Annotated in this window: 14 protein-coding genes; 12 read left to right on the top strand and 2 right to left on the bottom strand. The window is 64.1% G+C overall.

Annotation, left to right across the window (positions count from 1 at the left end; genetic code table 11):
- Window positions 1–231: 231 nt before the first annotated feature.
- The 11 genes from XI05_RS20940 to XI05_RS20890 all read left to right on the top strand — a co-directional run bounded on the left by XI05_RS20940 (window position 232) and on the right by XI05_RS20890 (window position 13,641).
- Complete coding sequence (locus XI05_RS20940) at window positions 232–1,221, top strand: SDR family NAD(P)-dependent oxidoreductase (RefSeq protein WP_172785294.1); 990 nt, start codon at window positions 232–234, stop codon at window positions 1,219–1,221.
- Window positions 1,222–1,228: 7 nt separating this feature from the next.
- On the top strand, window positions 1,229–2,641 hold the full coding sequence (locus XI05_RS20935) for a mannose-1-phosphate guanylyltransferase/mannose-6-phosphate isomerase (protein WP_271505253.1): 1,413 nt from the start codon (window positions 1,229–1,231) through the stop codon (window positions 2,639–2,641).
- A gap of 181 nt (window positions 2,642–2,822) precedes the next feature.
- On the top strand, window positions 2,823–3,827 hold the full coding sequence (locus tag XI05_RS20930) for a Gfo/Idh/MocA family protein (RefSeq protein ID WP_271505252.1): 1,005 nt from the start codon (window positions 2,823–2,825) through the stop codon (window positions 3,825–3,827).
- Between the two features lie 51 nt (window positions 3,828–3,878).
- Entirely contained in the window at window positions 3,879–5,030 is a 1,152-nt protein-coding gene (locus tag XI05_RS20925; RefSeq protein ID WP_271505251.1) for a DegT/DnrJ/EryC1/StrS family aminotransferase, read from the top strand.
- A gap of 186 nt (window positions 5,031–5,216) precedes the next feature.
- Window positions 5,217–6,746 carry a murein biosynthesis integral membrane protein MurJ gene (murJ, locus tag XI05_RS20920; RefSeq protein ID WP_271505250.1) on the top strand — a complete coding sequence of 510 codons (1,530 nt, stop codon included), beginning with the start codon at window positions 5,217–5,219 and terminating at the stop codon, window positions 6,744–6,746.
- 238 nt (window positions 6,747–6,984) lie between these two features.
- On the top strand, window positions 6,985–7,437 hold the full coding sequence (locus XI05_RS20915; protein ID WP_271505249.1) for a DoxX family protein: 453 nt from the start codon (window positions 6,985–6,987) through the stop codon (window positions 7,435–7,437).
- Window positions 7,438–8,349: 912 nt separating this feature from the next.
- Complete coding sequence (locus XI05_RS20910) at window positions 8,350–8,748, top strand: hypothetical protein (protein WP_271505248.1); 399 nt, start codon at window positions 8,350–8,352, stop codon at window positions 8,746–8,748.
- Between the two features lie 122 nt (window positions 8,749–8,870).
- Window positions 8,871–9,170 carry a putative quinol monooxygenase gene (locus tag XI05_RS20905; protein WP_271505247.1) on the top strand — a complete coding sequence of 100 codons (300 nt, stop codon included), beginning with the start codon at window positions 8,871–8,873 and terminating at the stop codon, window positions 9,168–9,170.
- A 58-nt stretch (window positions 9,171–9,228) separates the two neighbouring features.
- Window positions 9,229–11,538: a xanthine dehydrogenase family protein molybdopterin-binding subunit gene (locus XI05_RS20900; protein WP_271505246.1), complete on the top strand. Its 2,310-nt coding sequence runs from the start codon at window positions 9,229–9,231 to the stop codon at window positions 11,536–11,538.
- Between the two features lie 126 nt (window positions 11,539–11,664).
- On the top strand, window positions 11,665–12,114 hold the full coding sequence (locus tag XI05_RS20895; RefSeq protein WP_271505245.1) for a cytochrome c: 450 nt from the start codon (window positions 11,665–11,667) through the stop codon (window positions 12,112–12,114).
- A gap of 243 nt (window positions 12,115–12,357) precedes the next feature.
- Window positions 12,358–13,641, top strand: coding sequence for a cystathionine gamma-synthase family protein (locus XI05_RS20890; protein WP_271505244.1), 1,284 nt, complete (start codon window positions 12,358–12,360; stop codon window positions 13,639–13,641).
- An 87-nt stretch (window positions 13,642–13,728) separates the two neighbouring features.
- On the opposite strand, the gene XI05_RS20885 is transcribed toward XI05_RS20890, so the two are convergent.
- Entirely contained in the window at window positions 13,729–14,148 is a 420-nt protein-coding gene (locus XI05_RS20885) for a CHRD domain-containing protein (protein WP_271505243.1), read from the bottom strand.
- 148 nt (window positions 14,149–14,296) lie between these two features.
- Here XI05_RS20885 and XI05_RS20880 point away from each other — a divergent pair, with 148 nt between their 5' ends.
- On the top strand, window positions 14,297–15,220 hold the full coding sequence (locus tag XI05_RS20880; protein ID WP_271505241.1) for a c-type cytochrome: 924 nt from the start codon (window positions 14,297–14,299) through the stop codon (window positions 15,218–15,220).
- A 38-nt stretch (window positions 15,221–15,258) separates the two neighbouring features.
- Here XI05_RS20880 and XI05_RS20875 read toward each other — a convergent pair whose 3' ends face one another.
- Window positions 15,259–15,504 (bottom strand): Lrp/AsnC ligand binding domain-containing protein, encoded by a 246-nt coding sequence (locus XI05_RS20875; RefSeq protein ID WP_018642903.1) that lies wholly within the window; start codon window positions 15,502–15,504, stop codon window positions 15,259–15,261.
- Window positions 15,505–15,544: the final 40 nt, after the last annotated feature.

Genomic DNA, 15,544 nt, shown 5'->3' with positions numbered 1-15,544 from the left:
TGCGAGGATTTGAGGCAACCCGACGCGAGGCGCCGAATTCGGCCGCTTTGGTATGGTTTTGGCGCCGATCTTGCAAGAGCCGTCGTAAGGACGTCGTCGTTAAGGACACGTCGTTCAGGATGCGTCGTTAAGGACGCCATGACGAGGCCTCGCGAAGGAGCGGGGAGCCTATTGCGACCCCGCCGAGGTGGCGGCTAAACAGGTGCGGGCGAGGGATCCACAGGGAACAGGATGACGGATCAGGCGATTTTGGTCACGGGTGCCGCCGGCTTCATCGGCTTCCACGTCGCCCGGCAACTCCTGGGCGAAGGCCGCGCCGTCGTCGGGCTCGACAATCTCAACAGCTATTACGATCCGGCGCTGAAGAAAGCGCGCCTTGCTCTGCTCAGGGACGAGCCCCGTTTCTCGTTCGTCGAGGCCGATCTCGCCGACCGCGAGACCATGGCGGCGCTGTTTGCGCAACATCGTTTTGCCAAAGTCGTGCATCTCGCCGCGCAGGCCGGCGTGCGCTACTCGATCGAGCAGCCGCAGACATACGCCGATTCCAATCTCGTCGGCTTCCTCAACGTACTGGAGGGCTGCCGCAACAATGGCTGCCGTCATCTGGTCTACGCCTCGTCATCCTCCGTCTACGGCGCCAACACAAAACTGCCATTTGCGGTTGCAGACCGCACCGACCATCCCGTCAGCTTCTACGCCGCGACCAAGAAGGCGAACGAGGTGATGGCGCAGTCCTACAGCCATCTCTATCGCCTGCCGGTCACCGGGCTGCGCTTCTTCACCATCTACGGGCCATGGGGCCGCCCCGACATGGCCATGTTTCTGTTTGCGGGCGCCATCATGGCCGGCAAGCCGATCCGGATCTTCAACCATGGCAAAATGCGCCGCGATTTCACCTATATCGACGATGTGACGCGCGTCGTGTCCAAGCTGATCGATCTCGTTCCCGCGGACGATCCGGCTGCCGCAAATGCGCCGTTTAAGCTCTACAATGTCGGCAATCATCATCCGGAGGAACTGATGCACGTCGTCGGTCTTCTGGAGCGGGAGCTGGGCCGGACGGCGATCAAAGAATTGCTGCCGATGCAGCCGGGAGATGTGCTGGAAACGTTCGCGGATGTCGAGGATCTGATGCGCGACACCGGCTTTGCACCGTCAACGCCGATCGAGCATGGGGTTCATCATTTCGTCACCTGGTATCGCGACTATTTCAAGGTTTGAAATCACGATGGACAAACGCATAATCCCCCTGATCATGTGCGGCGGTGCCGGCACGCGGCTATGGCCGGCCTCGCGCGAGGTGCGGCCCAAGCAGTTCCTGCCGCTGTTCGGCACGCGCTCGACGTTCCAGGACACGCTGCTGCGCGTGTCCGAGTCCTCCCTGTTCGACCGGCCGATCGTCATCACCAACGCGTCCTATCGCTTCATGGTGCTGGAGCAGCTCGCCGAAATCGGCATCGAGGCGGACGTGATCCTCGAGCCGATGCGGCGCGATTCCGGCCCTGCGATCGCCGCCGGCGCTGTGTTCGCGCAGAACCGCGTCAATGAGGCGATCGTGCTCGCGCTCGCCGCCGATCACGTCGTGCAGAATAATGCCGCCTTCGTCGCCGCGTGCCGCGAAGGCCTCAATGCCGCGAATGCCGGGCGCATCGTCACCTTCGGCGTCAAGCCGGAGCGGCCGGCGACCGAATACGGCTACATCAATCCGGGCGAGGTGATCTCGGGCGAGGTGCATGCGGTTACACGCTTCGTCGAGAAGCCGGATGCGGTGAAGGCCTCCGACTACGTCAATTCGGGCTATTTCTGGAACAGCGGCAACTTCATGTTCCCGGCGAGCGTGCTGCTCGACGAATATCGCAGGGTCGATGCGGCAAGCGTCGAGGCGATCACCAATGCGGTCAACAATGCCGGCCGCGATCTCGGCTTCGTCACGCTGGAACCCGAGGCGTTCGGCGCGGCCAAGGCGATCTCGATCGACTATGCGGTGATGGAGAAGACCTCGCGCGCCGCCGTCGTGCCGGTGTCGTGCGGCTGGTCCGACGTCGGCTCCTGGCACGCGGTGTGGGAATTGTCGGAGAAGGACGCGCTGGGCAATGCCGCGCACGGCACCGCCGTGTTCGAGGATTCCCGCAACTGCAACGTCACCACCGATTCCGCGCTGGTCGCGCTCGAAGGCGTCGACGATCTCGTCGTGGTCGCCACCGCGGATGCGGTGCTGGTCTCGCGGCAGAAGGATGCCAACGGGCTGAAGCGCCTGGTGACAAAGCTGAAGGCGGTGGCACCGAAGGTCACCGAGGAGCATCTCAAGGTGCACCGGCCCTGGGGCAGCTATCAGTCGGTCGACAATGGCGAGCGCCACCAGGTCAAGCGCATCGTGGTGAAGCCGGGCGGGCGGCTGTCGCTGCAGAAGCACCATCATCGTGCCGAGCATTGGATCGTGGTCCGCGGCACGGCCCAGGTCACCGTCAACGAGACCGTGAAGACGGTGCACGAGAACGAGTCGATCTATATCCCGATGGGCGCCGTCCATCGCATGGAGAATCCGGGCAAGATCCAGCTGGAGCTGATCGAGGTCCAGACCGGCTCTTATCTCGGGGAAGACGACATCATCCGGATTGAAGACGACTATCAAAGGTCGTAACCAGCAACTCCGAATCACGCGACCCGGGCCGAGAAGCGGTATCTTTTTGGGCCTAAGGCCCGGGGAACGTGTAACTTTTTGAATCAAATCGTGTCCGGACCGTCAGGCCGGCATTCGCCACAAATGTGGCGCCCGTGCTAGAAGCGGCCCGGGGATTTGCGTTGAATCGGGGTTTGCTCACATGAGTTCCAAAGGGTCTGCACCGGCAAAGGCCGGCTTGCGCGTCGGTGTCATCGGTGCCGGCGTGATGGGCAGCAACCATGCGCGCGTGCTCAGCGGCCTGCCCGGCGTCAGCCTCGTCGGCGTCGTCGATCCCTCGCCGGCGCATCGCGCGCGGGCGACGGAACTCGCCAATTGCGAAAGCTTCGAGACGCTCGACCAGCTGTTCAGCGCCGGCGTCGATGCCGTTACCATCGCGGCGCCGACCCACCTGCATCACGAGATCGCGCTCGCCTGCATCGCCAAGAACATCCACGTTCTCGTCGAGAAGCCGATCGCATCCACGGTGGAAGAGGGCCGCGAGATCGTCGCCGCGGCACAGAAGGCCGGCGTCACGCTGATGGTCGGCCATGTCGAGCGCTTCAATCCGGCGGTCGCTGCGGTCAAGCAGGCGATCGCGGGCGAGGACATTCTCTCCATCGCGATCACCCGCGTCGGCCCGTTCCCGCCGCGCATGTCCAATGTCGGCGTCGTCATCGACCTTGCCGTGCACGACATCGATTTGATCCGCTGGTTCACCGAATCCGACATCGTCGAGGTGCAGCCGCAATTGTCGAGCGCGGTCGCCGAGCGCGAGGACATCGCGCTGCTGCAGTTCCGCACCGAAAGCGGCGTGCTCGCCCACATCAACACCAACTGGCTGACGCCGTTCAAGGCGCGCAGCGTCACGGTCGCGACGCGCGGCAAATACGTGATGGGCGATCTCTTGACGCGCCAGGTCACCGAATGCTTCGGCTTCAAGCCTGATGGCAGCTACTCGATGCGGCATCTGCCGGTCGGCCATGACGAGCCGCTGCGCGCCGAGCTGATCGCGTTCCTCAAGGCGGTGCGCAACGGCGAGACGCCGGCGGTGACCGGCGACGAGGGCGTCGCCAGCCTCGAGATCGCCACGCAGTGCCTGGAGACGCCCTCGCGTCCTGCGGCGACGTCACCCGCGCGCAAGGCGCCGCGCCGCGTCGCCGGCTGATTCCTTTCCATGTCGACCGCTCAAACGTCACAAGGCGCCAAGAATCAGGTCATGAACCAGCATCTGCGTTCCGAACCCATTCCCTTCATCGACGTCGCCTCGCAGCGCCGCCGGCTCGGCGCCTCGCTCGATGCCGCCGTCAAGCGCGTGATGGACCATTGCCAGTTCGTCAACGGCCCTGAAGTCTTCGAGCTCGAGAAGCAGCTCGCGGCCTACGCTGGCGCCAAGCATGTGATCGGCTGCGCCAGCGGCACCGATGCGATCCTGATGGTGATGATGGCCAAGAATGTCGGGCCCGGCGATGCCGTGCTGTGTCCGTCCTTCACCTTCATCGCCACGGCCTCGCCGGTGGCGCGGACCGGCGCGACGCCGGTTTATGTCGACGTCGACGAGACCACCTTCAACATGAGCCCGGAATCGCTCAAGCGCGGCATCGCCACCGCCCGCAAGGCTGGTCTCAAGCCGGTCGCGGTGATTCCGGTCGATTTGTTCGGCCAGCCCGCCGATCACGATGCCATTGCCGAGATCGCCAGGGCCGAAGGCCTGTTCGTGCTCGACGACGCCGCGCAAGGCTTTGGCGCAAGCTACAAGGGCCGCAAGCTCGGAACGCTCGGCCACGCCACTGCGACGAGCTTCTTCCCGGCAAAGCCGCTCGGCTGCTTCGGCGACGGCGGCGCGATCTTCACCGATGACGACGAGCTCGCTGCCACCTTGCGCAGCATCCGCGTGCACGGGCAGGGCGTCGACAAATACGACAACGTCCGCCTCGGCCTCACCGGCCGGCTCGACACCATGCAGGCCGCGGTCCTGATCGAGAAGCTGAAGATCTTTGACGACGAGATCGCCGCCCGCAACAAGGTCGCCGAGCGCTATGCGCGCGGCCTGTCCAATGTCGTCACCGTGCCGCGCCTTGCGCCCGGCAACACCTCGGTCTGGGCGCAGTACACGATCCGCCTTCCTGAGGGTACCGACCGCGACGGCTTTGCCGCCGCGCTGAAAGCCCAGGGCGTGCCGACCGCGATCTATTACGGCAAGTCGATGCACCAGCAGACCGCCTACAAGCAATATCCGGTCGCCGAGGGCGGATTGCCGGGTTGCGAGAGCCTGTCGCAGGACGTCATCAGCCTGCCGATGCATGCCTATTTGACCGAAGCCGACCAGGAGCGAATCATCGCCGCCGTCCGCGGCGCGCTGGCGGGTTGAGTTCTTCACCTCTCCCGCTTGCGGGAGAGGTCGGCGCGTAGCGCCGGGTGAGGGCTCTTTCCTCTTGGGGGCTCTCGCTTGCGGAGACACCCTCTCCCCAACCCTCCCGCGCAAGCGGGGGAGGGAGCTGACTTCCGCCGCGGTTTGCACCTAGACCTATTCCTGACATGCTCTAGAAGAGTCCGCATGCTCGGACGCATCTTCACGGTCGGTGGTTACACGCTGCTGTCGCGGCTGACGGGGTTTGCCCGCGACATCATGCTCGCGGCGATCCTCGGCGCCGGCCCGGTGGCCGACGCCTTTTTCGTGGCGCTGCGGCTGCCCAACCATTTCCGCGCGATCTTCGCCGAGGGCGCCTTCAACGCCGCCTGGGTGCCGGCCTATGCCCATGTCCATGGCGAGAAGGGCGAAGCGGCGGCAAAGCTGTTCGCCGACCGCATCTTCACGCTGCTCCTGGCCTCGCAGGTGGTGCTGCTGATCCTCGCCTGGCTGTTCATGCCGCAGGCCATGAGCATTTTGGCGCCGGGCTTTTCCGAGGATGCCGAGCAGCGCAAGCTCGCGATCGAGCTGACGCGGATCACCTTTCCCTATCTCCTCTTGATCACGCTGGTGACGCTCTATGGCGGCATGCTCAACGTGATGCAGCGCTTTGCCAGCGCCGCGGCTGCCTCGATCTTCCTCAACGTCGCAATGATGATGACGCTGGCGGTTGCCGTCTGGTTTCCGACTGCGGGCCATGCCGCGGCCTGGGGCGTGCTGATCTCCGGCTTTCTGCAATATTTTCTGCTCGCCGGCGATCTCGCCCGCCATGGCGGCCTGCCGCGCTTTGCGCCGCTCAAGCTCGACGAGGACGTCCGCGGATTCTTCAAAGCGCTGGGACCTGCGACGCTGGGCTCGATGGGGACACAGGTCGCGCTGTTCGCCGACACCATCATCGCGACCTTCCTGCCGGCCGGCGCGCTGTCGGCGCTCTACTACGCCGACCGGCTCAACCAGCTGCCGATCGGCGTCATCGGCATCGCTATCGGCACGGTGCTGCTGCCGGAGATGTCGCGGCGGATCACGGCCAACGACCACGACGGCGCCATGAAGGCGCAGCGCCGCGCCTTCGATTTCACGCTACTGTTTTCGATTCCGTTCGTCGCCGCCTTCATCACCGTGCCCGATGCGATCATGCGCGCGCTGTTCGCCCGCGGCGCGTTCTCCAAGGCCGATGCCGCAGCCGCCGGTGCCACGCTCGCAGCCTACGCGATCGGGCTGATTCCTTTCGTGCTGATCCGCAGCGCGGTCGCAACGTTCTACGCGCGCAAGGACACCGCAACGCCGGTCCGGGCGTCGCTGACCGGCATCGCCGTCAACGTGGCGCTGAAGGTCGCCTTGATGGGGTCGCTGGCGCAGATCGGCCTCGCGCTGGCGACCGCCGTCGGCGTCTGGACCAATCTCCTGCTGGTGCTGTTCTTCGCCGTGCGGCGCGGGTTTCTCGTGCCGGACCGCGGCTGGCTGATGTCGCTCGGCAAATTCCTGCTGGCCGGATTGATCCTCGCCGCGGTGTTCTGGCTGATTGCGCGCTTCAGCCCGGCCGCTCTTGCCTCGGTGCACGCCTTCCGGGACGAAGCGACGCTGGCCCTGCTCGCCGTCGGCGGCACGATCGTCTACGCGCTCGCGATCCTCGTGCTGTTCGGCCGCAGCTGGCTGGTCTCGCTGGTGCGCGGCTAAAGCGCGATTGCGATTAGGATGAATCGCCATCGCGCTTTAGGTTATTGTTTGAGCAGGATCTTTTCGGAAAACCGCTACACGCCTTTCCGGATCATGCTCTAGGGTCGCATCCAGATTTATCCACCTACCGCTGCCTCACACGGCGGGCATCGGCGACCGAAATCCTTCATAAGGTCCGCCGATCGTGATACGATTTTCCGATATTCGGGTGCCCTGCTCAGGAGACGAGGCAGCTACCATGCCATTCCGCTCACCCTGGTCCACGTGGATCGACGAGTTCGCCACCAGCAACGCCGACCTGCTTATCCTCATCGGCCGTGTTCTGCTTGCATGGGTCTTCGTTGGAAGTGCCTATGGAGCACTCATCAACTTCAGTGGCTCGGTGAGTTATTTTCGGTCGTTGAACCTCCCGGTGCCCCAGCTGTTCACGGCGATCAACGTCGTGCTGGAAATCGTGATATCGGTCGGCTTGATACTCGGCATCGGCACGCGCTACTGCGCAATTTTGACGTTTCTGTTCGTATTGTCGGCCACTGCAATTGGACATCGTTACTGGGAGTATCCCGCCGGTCCGCAACAGATTGGCCAGTACAATCACTTCTTGAAGAACATCTCCATCATGGGAGGCGCTCTGTTGATCCTGGTCACCGGAGGGGGCCGGTTCTCCCTCGACCGGAGGGTCGGCCGCTAGCAGCGTCACCGCACCCGCTGAGCCACGAAACAGTGCGGCCGCTCGATGCGCGCGGCTGGTCCGTTCGCTTCACGCCAGCAACAACGTGACGAGCAGTTCTGCCAGCTTGACAGCTGCAAAGTCGCGCCGAGGCCGTTTTGCGTCACTTCGTCCTGAGCCTGAAAGCAACCGCGATCAGATGGCCGAGGTATTTCGAGACGGGCTTGAGGTGTTCACCTAGGATCCTGGAGAAGAGCATCAGCCACGTCGCGAGCGCGGCACACCACAATAGGCTTTCCAATGCTTCGGGCATGAGGTCACCCTTCCAAACAATTACTTGAAATGCGACGAGTGTGGCCGAACGGGAGCCGTGCGACAAGCCCTCCAGAAAGTGGCAAGCCGCCGAAATGCTCGCAAGCGCGTTAGTTCACCATGCGTCGCGGAAGCAGCGAATTGAAGGCAACGGGCTATCGTGCCCGCCGTTGTGCGCGACGCCGAAGGTCAGGTACAGGACAGAGCTGTCTACATGATGAGCGGACGCGCATCGACGGTCGCCTCTCGGTCAGCCGTAGCTCAGAACGATCGCGCGCCTCAAGCGCGCTTCGCGGGGTTGGTCCCTTGTGCGCTGTTGGGGCAAACCTCCTTCGTCGCGTCAGTTTGAACGACGAATTGACCGGCGTGAGGGTTCGCCTGCAGGATGCAACTAACCTCCGCACATCCCTTGATTTTGCGCGATTGCCGTGGTATTGGCGGCCCATGATCAAATCGTCGCGCAAAGTCTCCTGCAACCACATCACCCGCTTCGGCTGGGCGGCGGGAGGAGTCGTGCGCTAGGATTTCGACGACGACATCTTTTCCACCAGGCCCCGCCGGCATCGGACGGGGCCTTTTGTTTGGCCACGCTCCCTGCCGGCACAACAGCAGGAGCGTCCGATGCCACCACAATTGACGAAGATCTCATCCGAGGCCGAGCACGATGCCGCGGTGCTTCGCCTCGACCGATCCATTGCGCTGGCGAAGCAGGCCATGGACGAGGTCCTGGCGGCAGCGGCTCGCCTCGACGTGTCCGTTGCAACGCCGGGCCATGCCTTGTCGGGGAGGGAAGCTGCCGCAGCCGCGCGGGCGCAAAGCCTCCTGGGTCTGCCCAGGCGATATTGGCGCGCGGTTCGGGAGTGGCTCCTGCACCCGCGGGTCAGTGTGCTGGACCTGAGTGACAGGGCGCTGATGGACATCGGCCTGACGCGTTCTGAGATCGACCATCTCACACCTGGGCGGGCGATCGATACGCTCAGAGAACGTACGAGCTATCTGTTGAGCCGCGGCGGGATTTGAGTGATCGCCAATCCCCGGCGTCGAGGCCGTCACCCGAAAGTGTCTCCCGCGATCCCTTTCGCTCAGCTGGACTCCCCGACCTGGTCCATGGGACAGTCCAGCGAGCGGAGGGGGAAGGCGACATGATCCTGGTGACCGGCAGCGCAACCGCAAGGCAGGACTCGTTCGATGAGGTCCGGAGACTAAGCCTCGAACACGTCCAACGCTCGCGCGCCGAGCCCGGCTGCATCTCGCATGCGGTGCATGTCGATTGCGAGAATCCCCTCAAATTTGTGTTCGTCGAGCAGTGGGCCGATCGCGCTGCGCTGCTTGCGCACTTCGCGGTTCCGGCCTCGCGCGATTTTGCGCGTGCGCTGCAATCGCTCGTCTCGGAGGCGACGACTATCGAGGTCTACGATGCTGCCAGGATGGCAGGGCTTTGACGCGCCAGTTTTTCCACGGCAATATGCCCGCAAAACAACCATGAGAACGGGATAGACAATGGCGGCTCCCATCAAGTTCGGCGTTGGCCAAAGCGTGCTGCGCAAGGAAGATGACGCGCTCATCCGCGGCAAGGGCCGCTATACCGACGATTACGCGCCGCAGGCCGCGCTGCGCTGCCTGGTGCTGCGCTCGCCGCATGCGCATGCCAAATACACCATCGATGCGAGCCGGGCTCGCGGCCTGCCGGGCGTTGCGCTGATCCTGACGGCGGACGACGTCAAGGATCTCGGCAATCTGCCCTGCCTGTTCAATCTCGAGACCGATCCGTTCACCGGCCCGCCTTACCCGATCCTCGCCAGCGACGAAGTGCGCCATGTCGGCGATGCCATCGCCTTCGTGGTCGCGGAGACCATCGACCAGGCCCGCGACGCGATCGAGGCGATCGAGGTCAAATGGTCGCCGCTGCCCGCCGTAACCGGCGTCGTCAACGCCGTGAAGAAGGGCGCACCGCAGGTCTGGCCCGACAAGCCCGGCAACGTGCTGTTCGACGTGTCGATCGGCGACAAGGCCGCGACCGAGGCCGCCTTTGCGAAGGCGCATGCCGTCGCCGAGATCTCCATCGTCAATCCGCGTGTGGTCGCAAGCTTCCTGGAGACGCGCGCGGCGGTGTGCGAATATGATTCCAAGCGCGACCATCTGACGCTGACGGTCGGCAGCCAGGGCAGCCACCGCCTGCGCGACATCCTCTGCCAGAACGTGCTCAACATTCCCACCGACAAGATGCGGGTGATCTGTCCCGACGTCGGCGGCGGGTTCGGCACAAAGCTGTTCCCGTATCGGGAATACGCCTTGATGGCCGTCGCCGCGCGAAAACTGAAGAAGGCGGTGAAGTGGGCGGCCGACCGTTCCGAGCATTTCATGGGCGATGCGCAGGGCCGCGACAACGTCACCACCGCCAAGATGGCGCTGGCTGAAGACGGCAAGTTCCTCGCCATGGATTGCGACCTCATGGGCGACATGGGCGCCTATCTGTCGACCTTCGGGCCCTACATCCCGCATGGCGGCGCGGGCATGCTGCCGGGCCTCTACGACATCCAGGCCTTCCATTGCCGGGTGCGCACCATCTTCACCCACAGCGTGCCTGTCGATGCCTATCGCGGCGCGGGCCGCCCCGAAGCGGCCTATGTCATCGAGCGGCTGGTCGATGCCTGCGCGCGAAAGCTCGACATGACGCCGGATGCCATCCGCCGCAAGAATTTCATCCCGCCGAAGGCGCTGCCCTACAAGACCGCGACCGGCAAGGTCTACGATTCCGGCGACTTCGCCGCGCATCTGAAGCGCGCGATGGAGATCGCGGAATGGAAGGAATTTCCCAAGCGCGCCAAGCTCGCCAAGAAGGGCGGCCTGATCCGCGGCATCGGCCTTGCGAGCTATGTCGAGATCTGCGGCGTGATGGGTGAAGAGACGGCCAACGTCCGCCTCGATGCCAATGGCGACGTCACCGTGCTGATCGGCACGCAATCGAGCGGGCAGGGCCATCAGACCGCCTATGCGCAGATCGTCGCCGAGCAGTTCGGCGTCGCGCCCGAGCGCGTGCATGTTCGCCAGGGCGATACCGACGAGATCGCGACCGGCCTCGGCACTGGCGGCTCGGCCTCGATCCCCTCGGGCGGCGTCAGTGTCGAACGTGCCACGCGCGAGCTCGGGCAAAAGCTGAAGGAGATCGCGGCGCAGGCGCTCGAAGCCAGCGCCGGCGACTTAGAGATCACCGATGGCATCATCCGCATCGCCGGCACCGATCGTGCGATCTCGTTTGTCGATCTCGCCAAGCGGCCCGGCGTCGATCCGTCGAAGCTGAACGGCAGCGCAACCTTCGCCAGCGCCGACGGCACCTATCCCAACGGCACCCATGTCGCGGAGGTCGAGATCGATCCGGCCACCGGCATCATCAAAATCGTCAACTACGTGATCGTCGACGATTTCGGCAAGACGCTCAATCCGCTGCTCCTGGCCGGCCAGGTGCACGGCGGCGCCATGCAGGGCATCGGCCAGGCCTTGATGGAGCAGGTGGTGTATGGACCGAGCGATGGCCAGCTCATCACCGCGACCTTCATGGACTATGCGCTGCCGCGCGCGGCGGACGGCCCGGCCTTCGTGTTCGAGACCCACAACGTCCCCTGCAAGACCAATCCCATGGGCGTGAAGGGGGCCGGCGAGGCCGGCGCGATCGGCTCCTGTCCGGCCGTCGTCAACGCCATCGTCGACGCGCTCTGGCGCGAATACAAGATCGACCACATCGACATGCCGGCAACGCCCGAGCGGGTGTGGATCGCCATCAACGAGCACCACCGCCGCCACAGCCTGTGAAGCCGCTCTCCGCGCGCACGGGAATAAACGCGCCGCGCGGGGTTCTATCCATGATGGGTCCCGGCTTCACGGGAAGCCGGTGACGTCTCATTCCCTGAACGTCTCGAGAGCCGGAGAAACGAACCAATGAAACGGACGATGATTGTCGCGGGCGTCCTCGTGCTGGGCGCGGGCGCCGTCATGGCGCAACAGGAGATTGCCGTCCAGCAGGACAATCTGATGCGAGCGATCGCCAAGAATCAGTATGGCGTCCTGCAGAAGATGAGCAAGGGCGATATTCCCTTCGACAAGAAAGCTGCCGATCAGGCCATCGCTGCCATCGAGGCCGATGTTGCCAAGATCGCCAAAACCTTCGAGATCAATCCCAAGCAGGATGTCGTCGACGCGACCTATGGTGCCTCGCCGAAGGTCTGGCAGAACAAGGCCGATTTCGATTCCAAGATCCCGCCGGTGCAGAAGGCGATCGGCGACGCCAAAGGCAAGATCACCAATGTCGCGAGCCTGAAGGCGGCCTACACCGCGATCAACGACCGCTGCAATGATTGTCACGAAACCTATCGCGTGAAGTTGAAATAACGGGGCGACGAGGAAGCAGTGAAGGGGGCGGTTGCGAAGGCAGCCGCCCTTTCTTGCGTGGCCGTGAGCCGCAGCGACGCAGTAATTCTGTCCGCAAGGCCTGACGGATTGCCGCGAGAGCGGCTATCTTTGCGCCAAACGGCCGTGCGCTGACGCGAGTCGACGCATCCTTCTCCCGACACCCTCAGGACGTCAGGGAGTTCCAGCGCGCGGCGAGCACCTGAATCAACAGCGAGACAGGCCATGGTAAAACCGTTCCCGTCGAAGACCCATATCGGCAATCATATGCTGCATCCGGAAACCTTGATGCTGACCTATGGCTATGATCCGCAATTGTCGGAGGGCGCGATCAAGCCGCCGGTGTTCCTGACCTCCACCTTCGTGTTCAAGACCGCGGAGGACGGCCAGGACTTCTTCGACTACGTCGCCGGCCGGCGCGAGCCGCCGGAAGGCATGGGCGCGGGCCTGGTCTATTCGCGCTTCAATCATCCCAACAGCGAGATCGTCGAGGACAGGCTCGCGATCTACGAGCGAACGGAGAGTTGCGCGCTGTTCTCCTCCGGCATGGCGGCCATCGCAACCACGATCCTGGCCTTCGTTCGCCCCGGCGATGTCATCCTGCACTCGCAGCCGCTCTACGGCGGGACGGAGACCCTGCTGACGAACACCCTTGCGCGTCTGTCGATCGGCGCCGTCGGCTTTGCCGACGGCATCGACGAGACGGCGGTCGAGCAGGCCTCGGAGGAGGCGATGCGCAAGGGGCGGGTGTCGATGATCCTGATCGAGACGCCCGCCAATCCGACCAACGGCCTCGTCGACATCGCAATGATCCGTCGCATCGCCGATGCCATCGGCAAGGCACAGGGACACACGCCGATCATCGCTTGCGACAACACGCTGCTCGGGCCGGTGTTTCAGCGGCCGATCGAGCACGGCGCGGATGTGTCGCTGTATTCGCTGACGAAATATGTCGGTGGCCATTCCGACCTGATCGCGGGTGCCGCGCTCGGATCGAAAGCGATGATGAAGGGCATCAAGGCATTGCGCGGCGCCATCGGCACCCAGCTCGATCCGCATTCCTGCTGGATGATCAACCGCTCGCTCGAGACGCTCAGCCTGCGGATGGAGAAAGCCGATGCGAATGCGCGGCTCGTGGCGGACTTCCTGCGCGACCACCCGAAGGTCGCCAAGGTGCACTACCTCGGCCATCACGAAGAGGCCTCGCCATCGGGGCGTGTGTTCGCGAGGCAATGCCTCGGCGCGGGGTCGACGTTCTCGTTCGACATCGTCGGCGGCAAGGAGGCGGCGGTGAAATTCCTCAACGCGCTGCAGATTCTCAAGCTGGCGGTGAGCCTTGGGGGGACGGAATCGCTCGCAAGCCTGCCGGCGACGATGACCCATTCCGGCGTTCCCGCCGACATCCGCCGGAAAATCGGCGTGCTCGATTCCACGATCCGGCTCTCGATCGGCATCGAGAACCCGTCGGACCTGATCGCCGACCTCGCGCAGGCGCTGAACGCGGCTTGAGCGAGGCAGGTCCTCGCCCCGAATCGAAAAGGCCGGACGCTCCCTCCTTGCGTCCGGCCTTTCCGCGACGAAGCCCGCGTTTTCGCTTTACTTCGTCACCTGACCGCGGATCTCGCCGCCCGGGTTCGCCGCGGTATGGATGTTGATGTAGTACTTGCCGCCGAGCAGATCGGCGGCCTGCGCGTCCGTGAGCGTGGCTTCGCCCTTGACCGGGCTCGAGGCCGCATTCGGGATCGGCACCGCGACGCCGGCGTTCTTGCCGGCTTCGGCAGGCCCGTGGAAATGTGCGGCGGTGGCGGGGCCCGAGAGGCCGGAATAAGTGACCGTCCAGGACAGCTTCTTGCTGGCAGCGTCGTAGTCCAGATCGGCCGTTCCGGTGGCACTGCTGGTGTTGGCGGGGACTTCGGATTTGCCGTCCAGCGTCGCCTTCATTTTCTCCGCGCTGGCCGGGGCGGCGAACGCAACGGCAGCTCCGAGTGCCAGTGTGGCAAAAAAGGCTTTGTTCATGGGTCTCTCCCTGTTGACGCCTGATTGCTCTTCAAACAGTGCGCCATGCGGTTTATTCCCGCATTACAGCCCGACCGTCTAAAATATTCGTGGTTGGATCGGGCGCGGCACGACCCGTAAATTTCGCGCGCTCACGATGGATGATTGAATGTTGCGACGAACGCTTCTTGCCGCCCTGATTGCCGCCGTTGCGGCGTTCGGCCTCTATTGGTGGTTGACCGCCCCGGCGGCGCTGGCCCTGCCGGCTGCGACACGCAGCCCTGATCTCGGCAACGGGCAGGAGCTGTTCAACGCCGGCGGCTGCTCGTCATGTCATGCGGTGCCTAATCAGCCCGATCGCCTGCGGCTCGGCGGCGGCCTGGCGCTCGGCTCGCCGTTCGGGACGTTCTACGCCCCCAATATTTCCCCCGATCCGGCCGACGGGATCGGCCGCTGGAGCGAGGCTGATTTCGTCAACGCCGTGGTGCGCGGCATCTCGCCCGCGGGCACGCACTATTTCCCCGCGTTTCCCTACACGTCCTATCATCTGGCAAGTATCGACGACGTTCGCGACCTCTTTGCCTATCTGAAGACGCTGCCGCCGGTGTCCGGCAAAGTGGGCGACCACGCGCTGCCGTTTCCGTTCAACATCCGTCGCAATGTCGGCATCTGGAAACTGCTGTTCATGGACACCGCGCCGTTCGTCGCGGACGCCGCGCGCTCGCCGCAATGGAATCGCGGGGCCTATCTCGTGAACGGTTTCGGCCATTGCGCCGAATGCCACAGCCCGCGCAATGCGCTCGGCGGCATCATCGCCGGCCAGCGCTTTGCCGGCGGGCCCAATCCGGAAGGCGAAGGCTGGGTGCCCAACATCACGCAGCAGGGCATCGGCAGCTGGAGCGAGAAGGATATCGCGGATTTTCTCGAAACCGGCGACATGCCCGAGGGCGACAGCGCTTCGGGTGCGATGCGGCCGGTGATCAAGAATCTGGCGCAACTGACCGCAGAAGACCGCGCCGCGATGGCCGCCTATCTGAAGTCGCTGCCGCCGGTGCGGGGACCGACACCGCCCAAGCGCAAGGAGGGCGGCTAGCGCTGCCGGCGCGCTTCGGCCGTTGTTCGGCGCATGATCTAGCCGGTGCCGAACGCCTTGAAGGTGATGATGGTGAGGGTGTCCTGGATGCCCGGCAGCACCTGCACCTTCTCATTCACGAAATGGCCGATGTCGGTATCCTTGTCGACGTAGAACTTCACCAGAAGATCGTATTGGCCGGCCGTGGAATAGATCTCGGAGGCGATCTCGGCTTCGGCAAGCGCATTGGCCACCGTATAGGACTGGCCGAGCTTGCATTTGATTTGGACGAAGAAAGGAACCATCGCGGGCACTCCGAAAGCGGATCTGGCGGCTAATAGGCCA

The sequence above is a fragment of the Bradyrhizobium sp. CCBAU 11357 genome (genome assembly GCF_028128865.1).
Lineage (GTDB): Bacteria > Pseudomonadota > Alphaproteobacteria > Rhizobiales > Xanthobacteraceae > Bradyrhizobium.
The sequence above is the reverse complement of the archived record's forward strand: the minus strand, read 5'-3'. Positions and strand labels throughout refer to the sequence as shown.

Excerpts from the sequence above, each read along its gene's own strand:
- XI05_RS20940 (WP_172785294.1), top strand. The coding sequence starts at position 232 with ATGACGGATCAGGCGATTTTGGTCACGGGTGCCGCCGGCTTCATCGGC.
- XI05_RS20935 (WP_271505253.1), top strand. The coding sequence starts at position 1,229 with ATGGACAAACGCATAATCCCCCTGATCATGTGCGGCGGTGCCGGCACG.
- XI05_RS20930 (WP_271505252.1), top strand. The coding sequence starts at position 2,823 with ATGAGTTCCAAAGGGTCTGCACCGGCAAAGGCCGGCTTGCGCGTCGGT.
- XI05_RS20925 (WP_271505251.1), top strand. The coding sequence starts at position 3,879 with ATGAACCAGCATCTGCGTTCCGAACCCATTCCCTTCATCGACGTCGCC.
- murJ (WP_271505250.1), top strand. The coding sequence starts at position 5,217 with ATGCTCGGACGCATCTTCACGGTCGGTGGTTACACGCTGCTGTCGCGG.
- XI05_RS20915 (WP_271505249.1), top strand. The coding sequence starts at position 6,985 with ATGCCATTCCGCTCACCCTGGTCCACGTGGATCGACGAGTTCGCCACC.
- XI05_RS20910 (WP_271505248.1), top strand. The coding sequence starts at position 8,350 with ATGCCACCACAATTGACGAAGATCTCATCCGAGGCCGAGCACGATGCC.
- XI05_RS20905 (WP_271505247.1), top strand. The coding sequence starts at position 8,871 with ATGATCCTGGTGACCGGCAGCGCAACCGCAAGGCAGGACTCGTTCGAT.
- XI05_RS20900 (WP_271505246.1), top strand. The coding sequence starts at position 9,229 with ATGGCGGCTCCCATCAAGTTCGGCGTTGGCCAAAGCGTGCTGCGCAAG.
- XI05_RS20895 (WP_271505245.1), top strand. The coding sequence starts at position 11,665 with ATGAAACGGACGATGATTGTCGCGGGCGTCCTCGTGCTGGGCGCGGGC.
- XI05_RS20890 (WP_271505244.1), top strand. The coding sequence starts at position 12,358 with ATGGTAAAACCGTTCCCGTCGAAGACCCATATCGGCAATCATATGCTG.
- XI05_RS20885 (WP_271505243.1), bottom strand. The coding sequence starts at position 14,148 with ATGAACAAAGCCTTTTTTGCCACACTGGCACTCGGAGCTGCCGTTGCG.
- XI05_RS20880 (WP_271505241.1), top strand. The coding sequence starts at position 14,297 with ATGTTGCGACGAACGCTTCTTGCCGCCCTGATTGCCGCCGTTGCGGCG.
- XI05_RS20875 (WP_018642903.1), bottom strand. The coding sequence starts at position 15,504 with ATGGTTCCTTTCTTCGTCCAAATCAAATGCAAGCTCGGCCAGTCCTAT.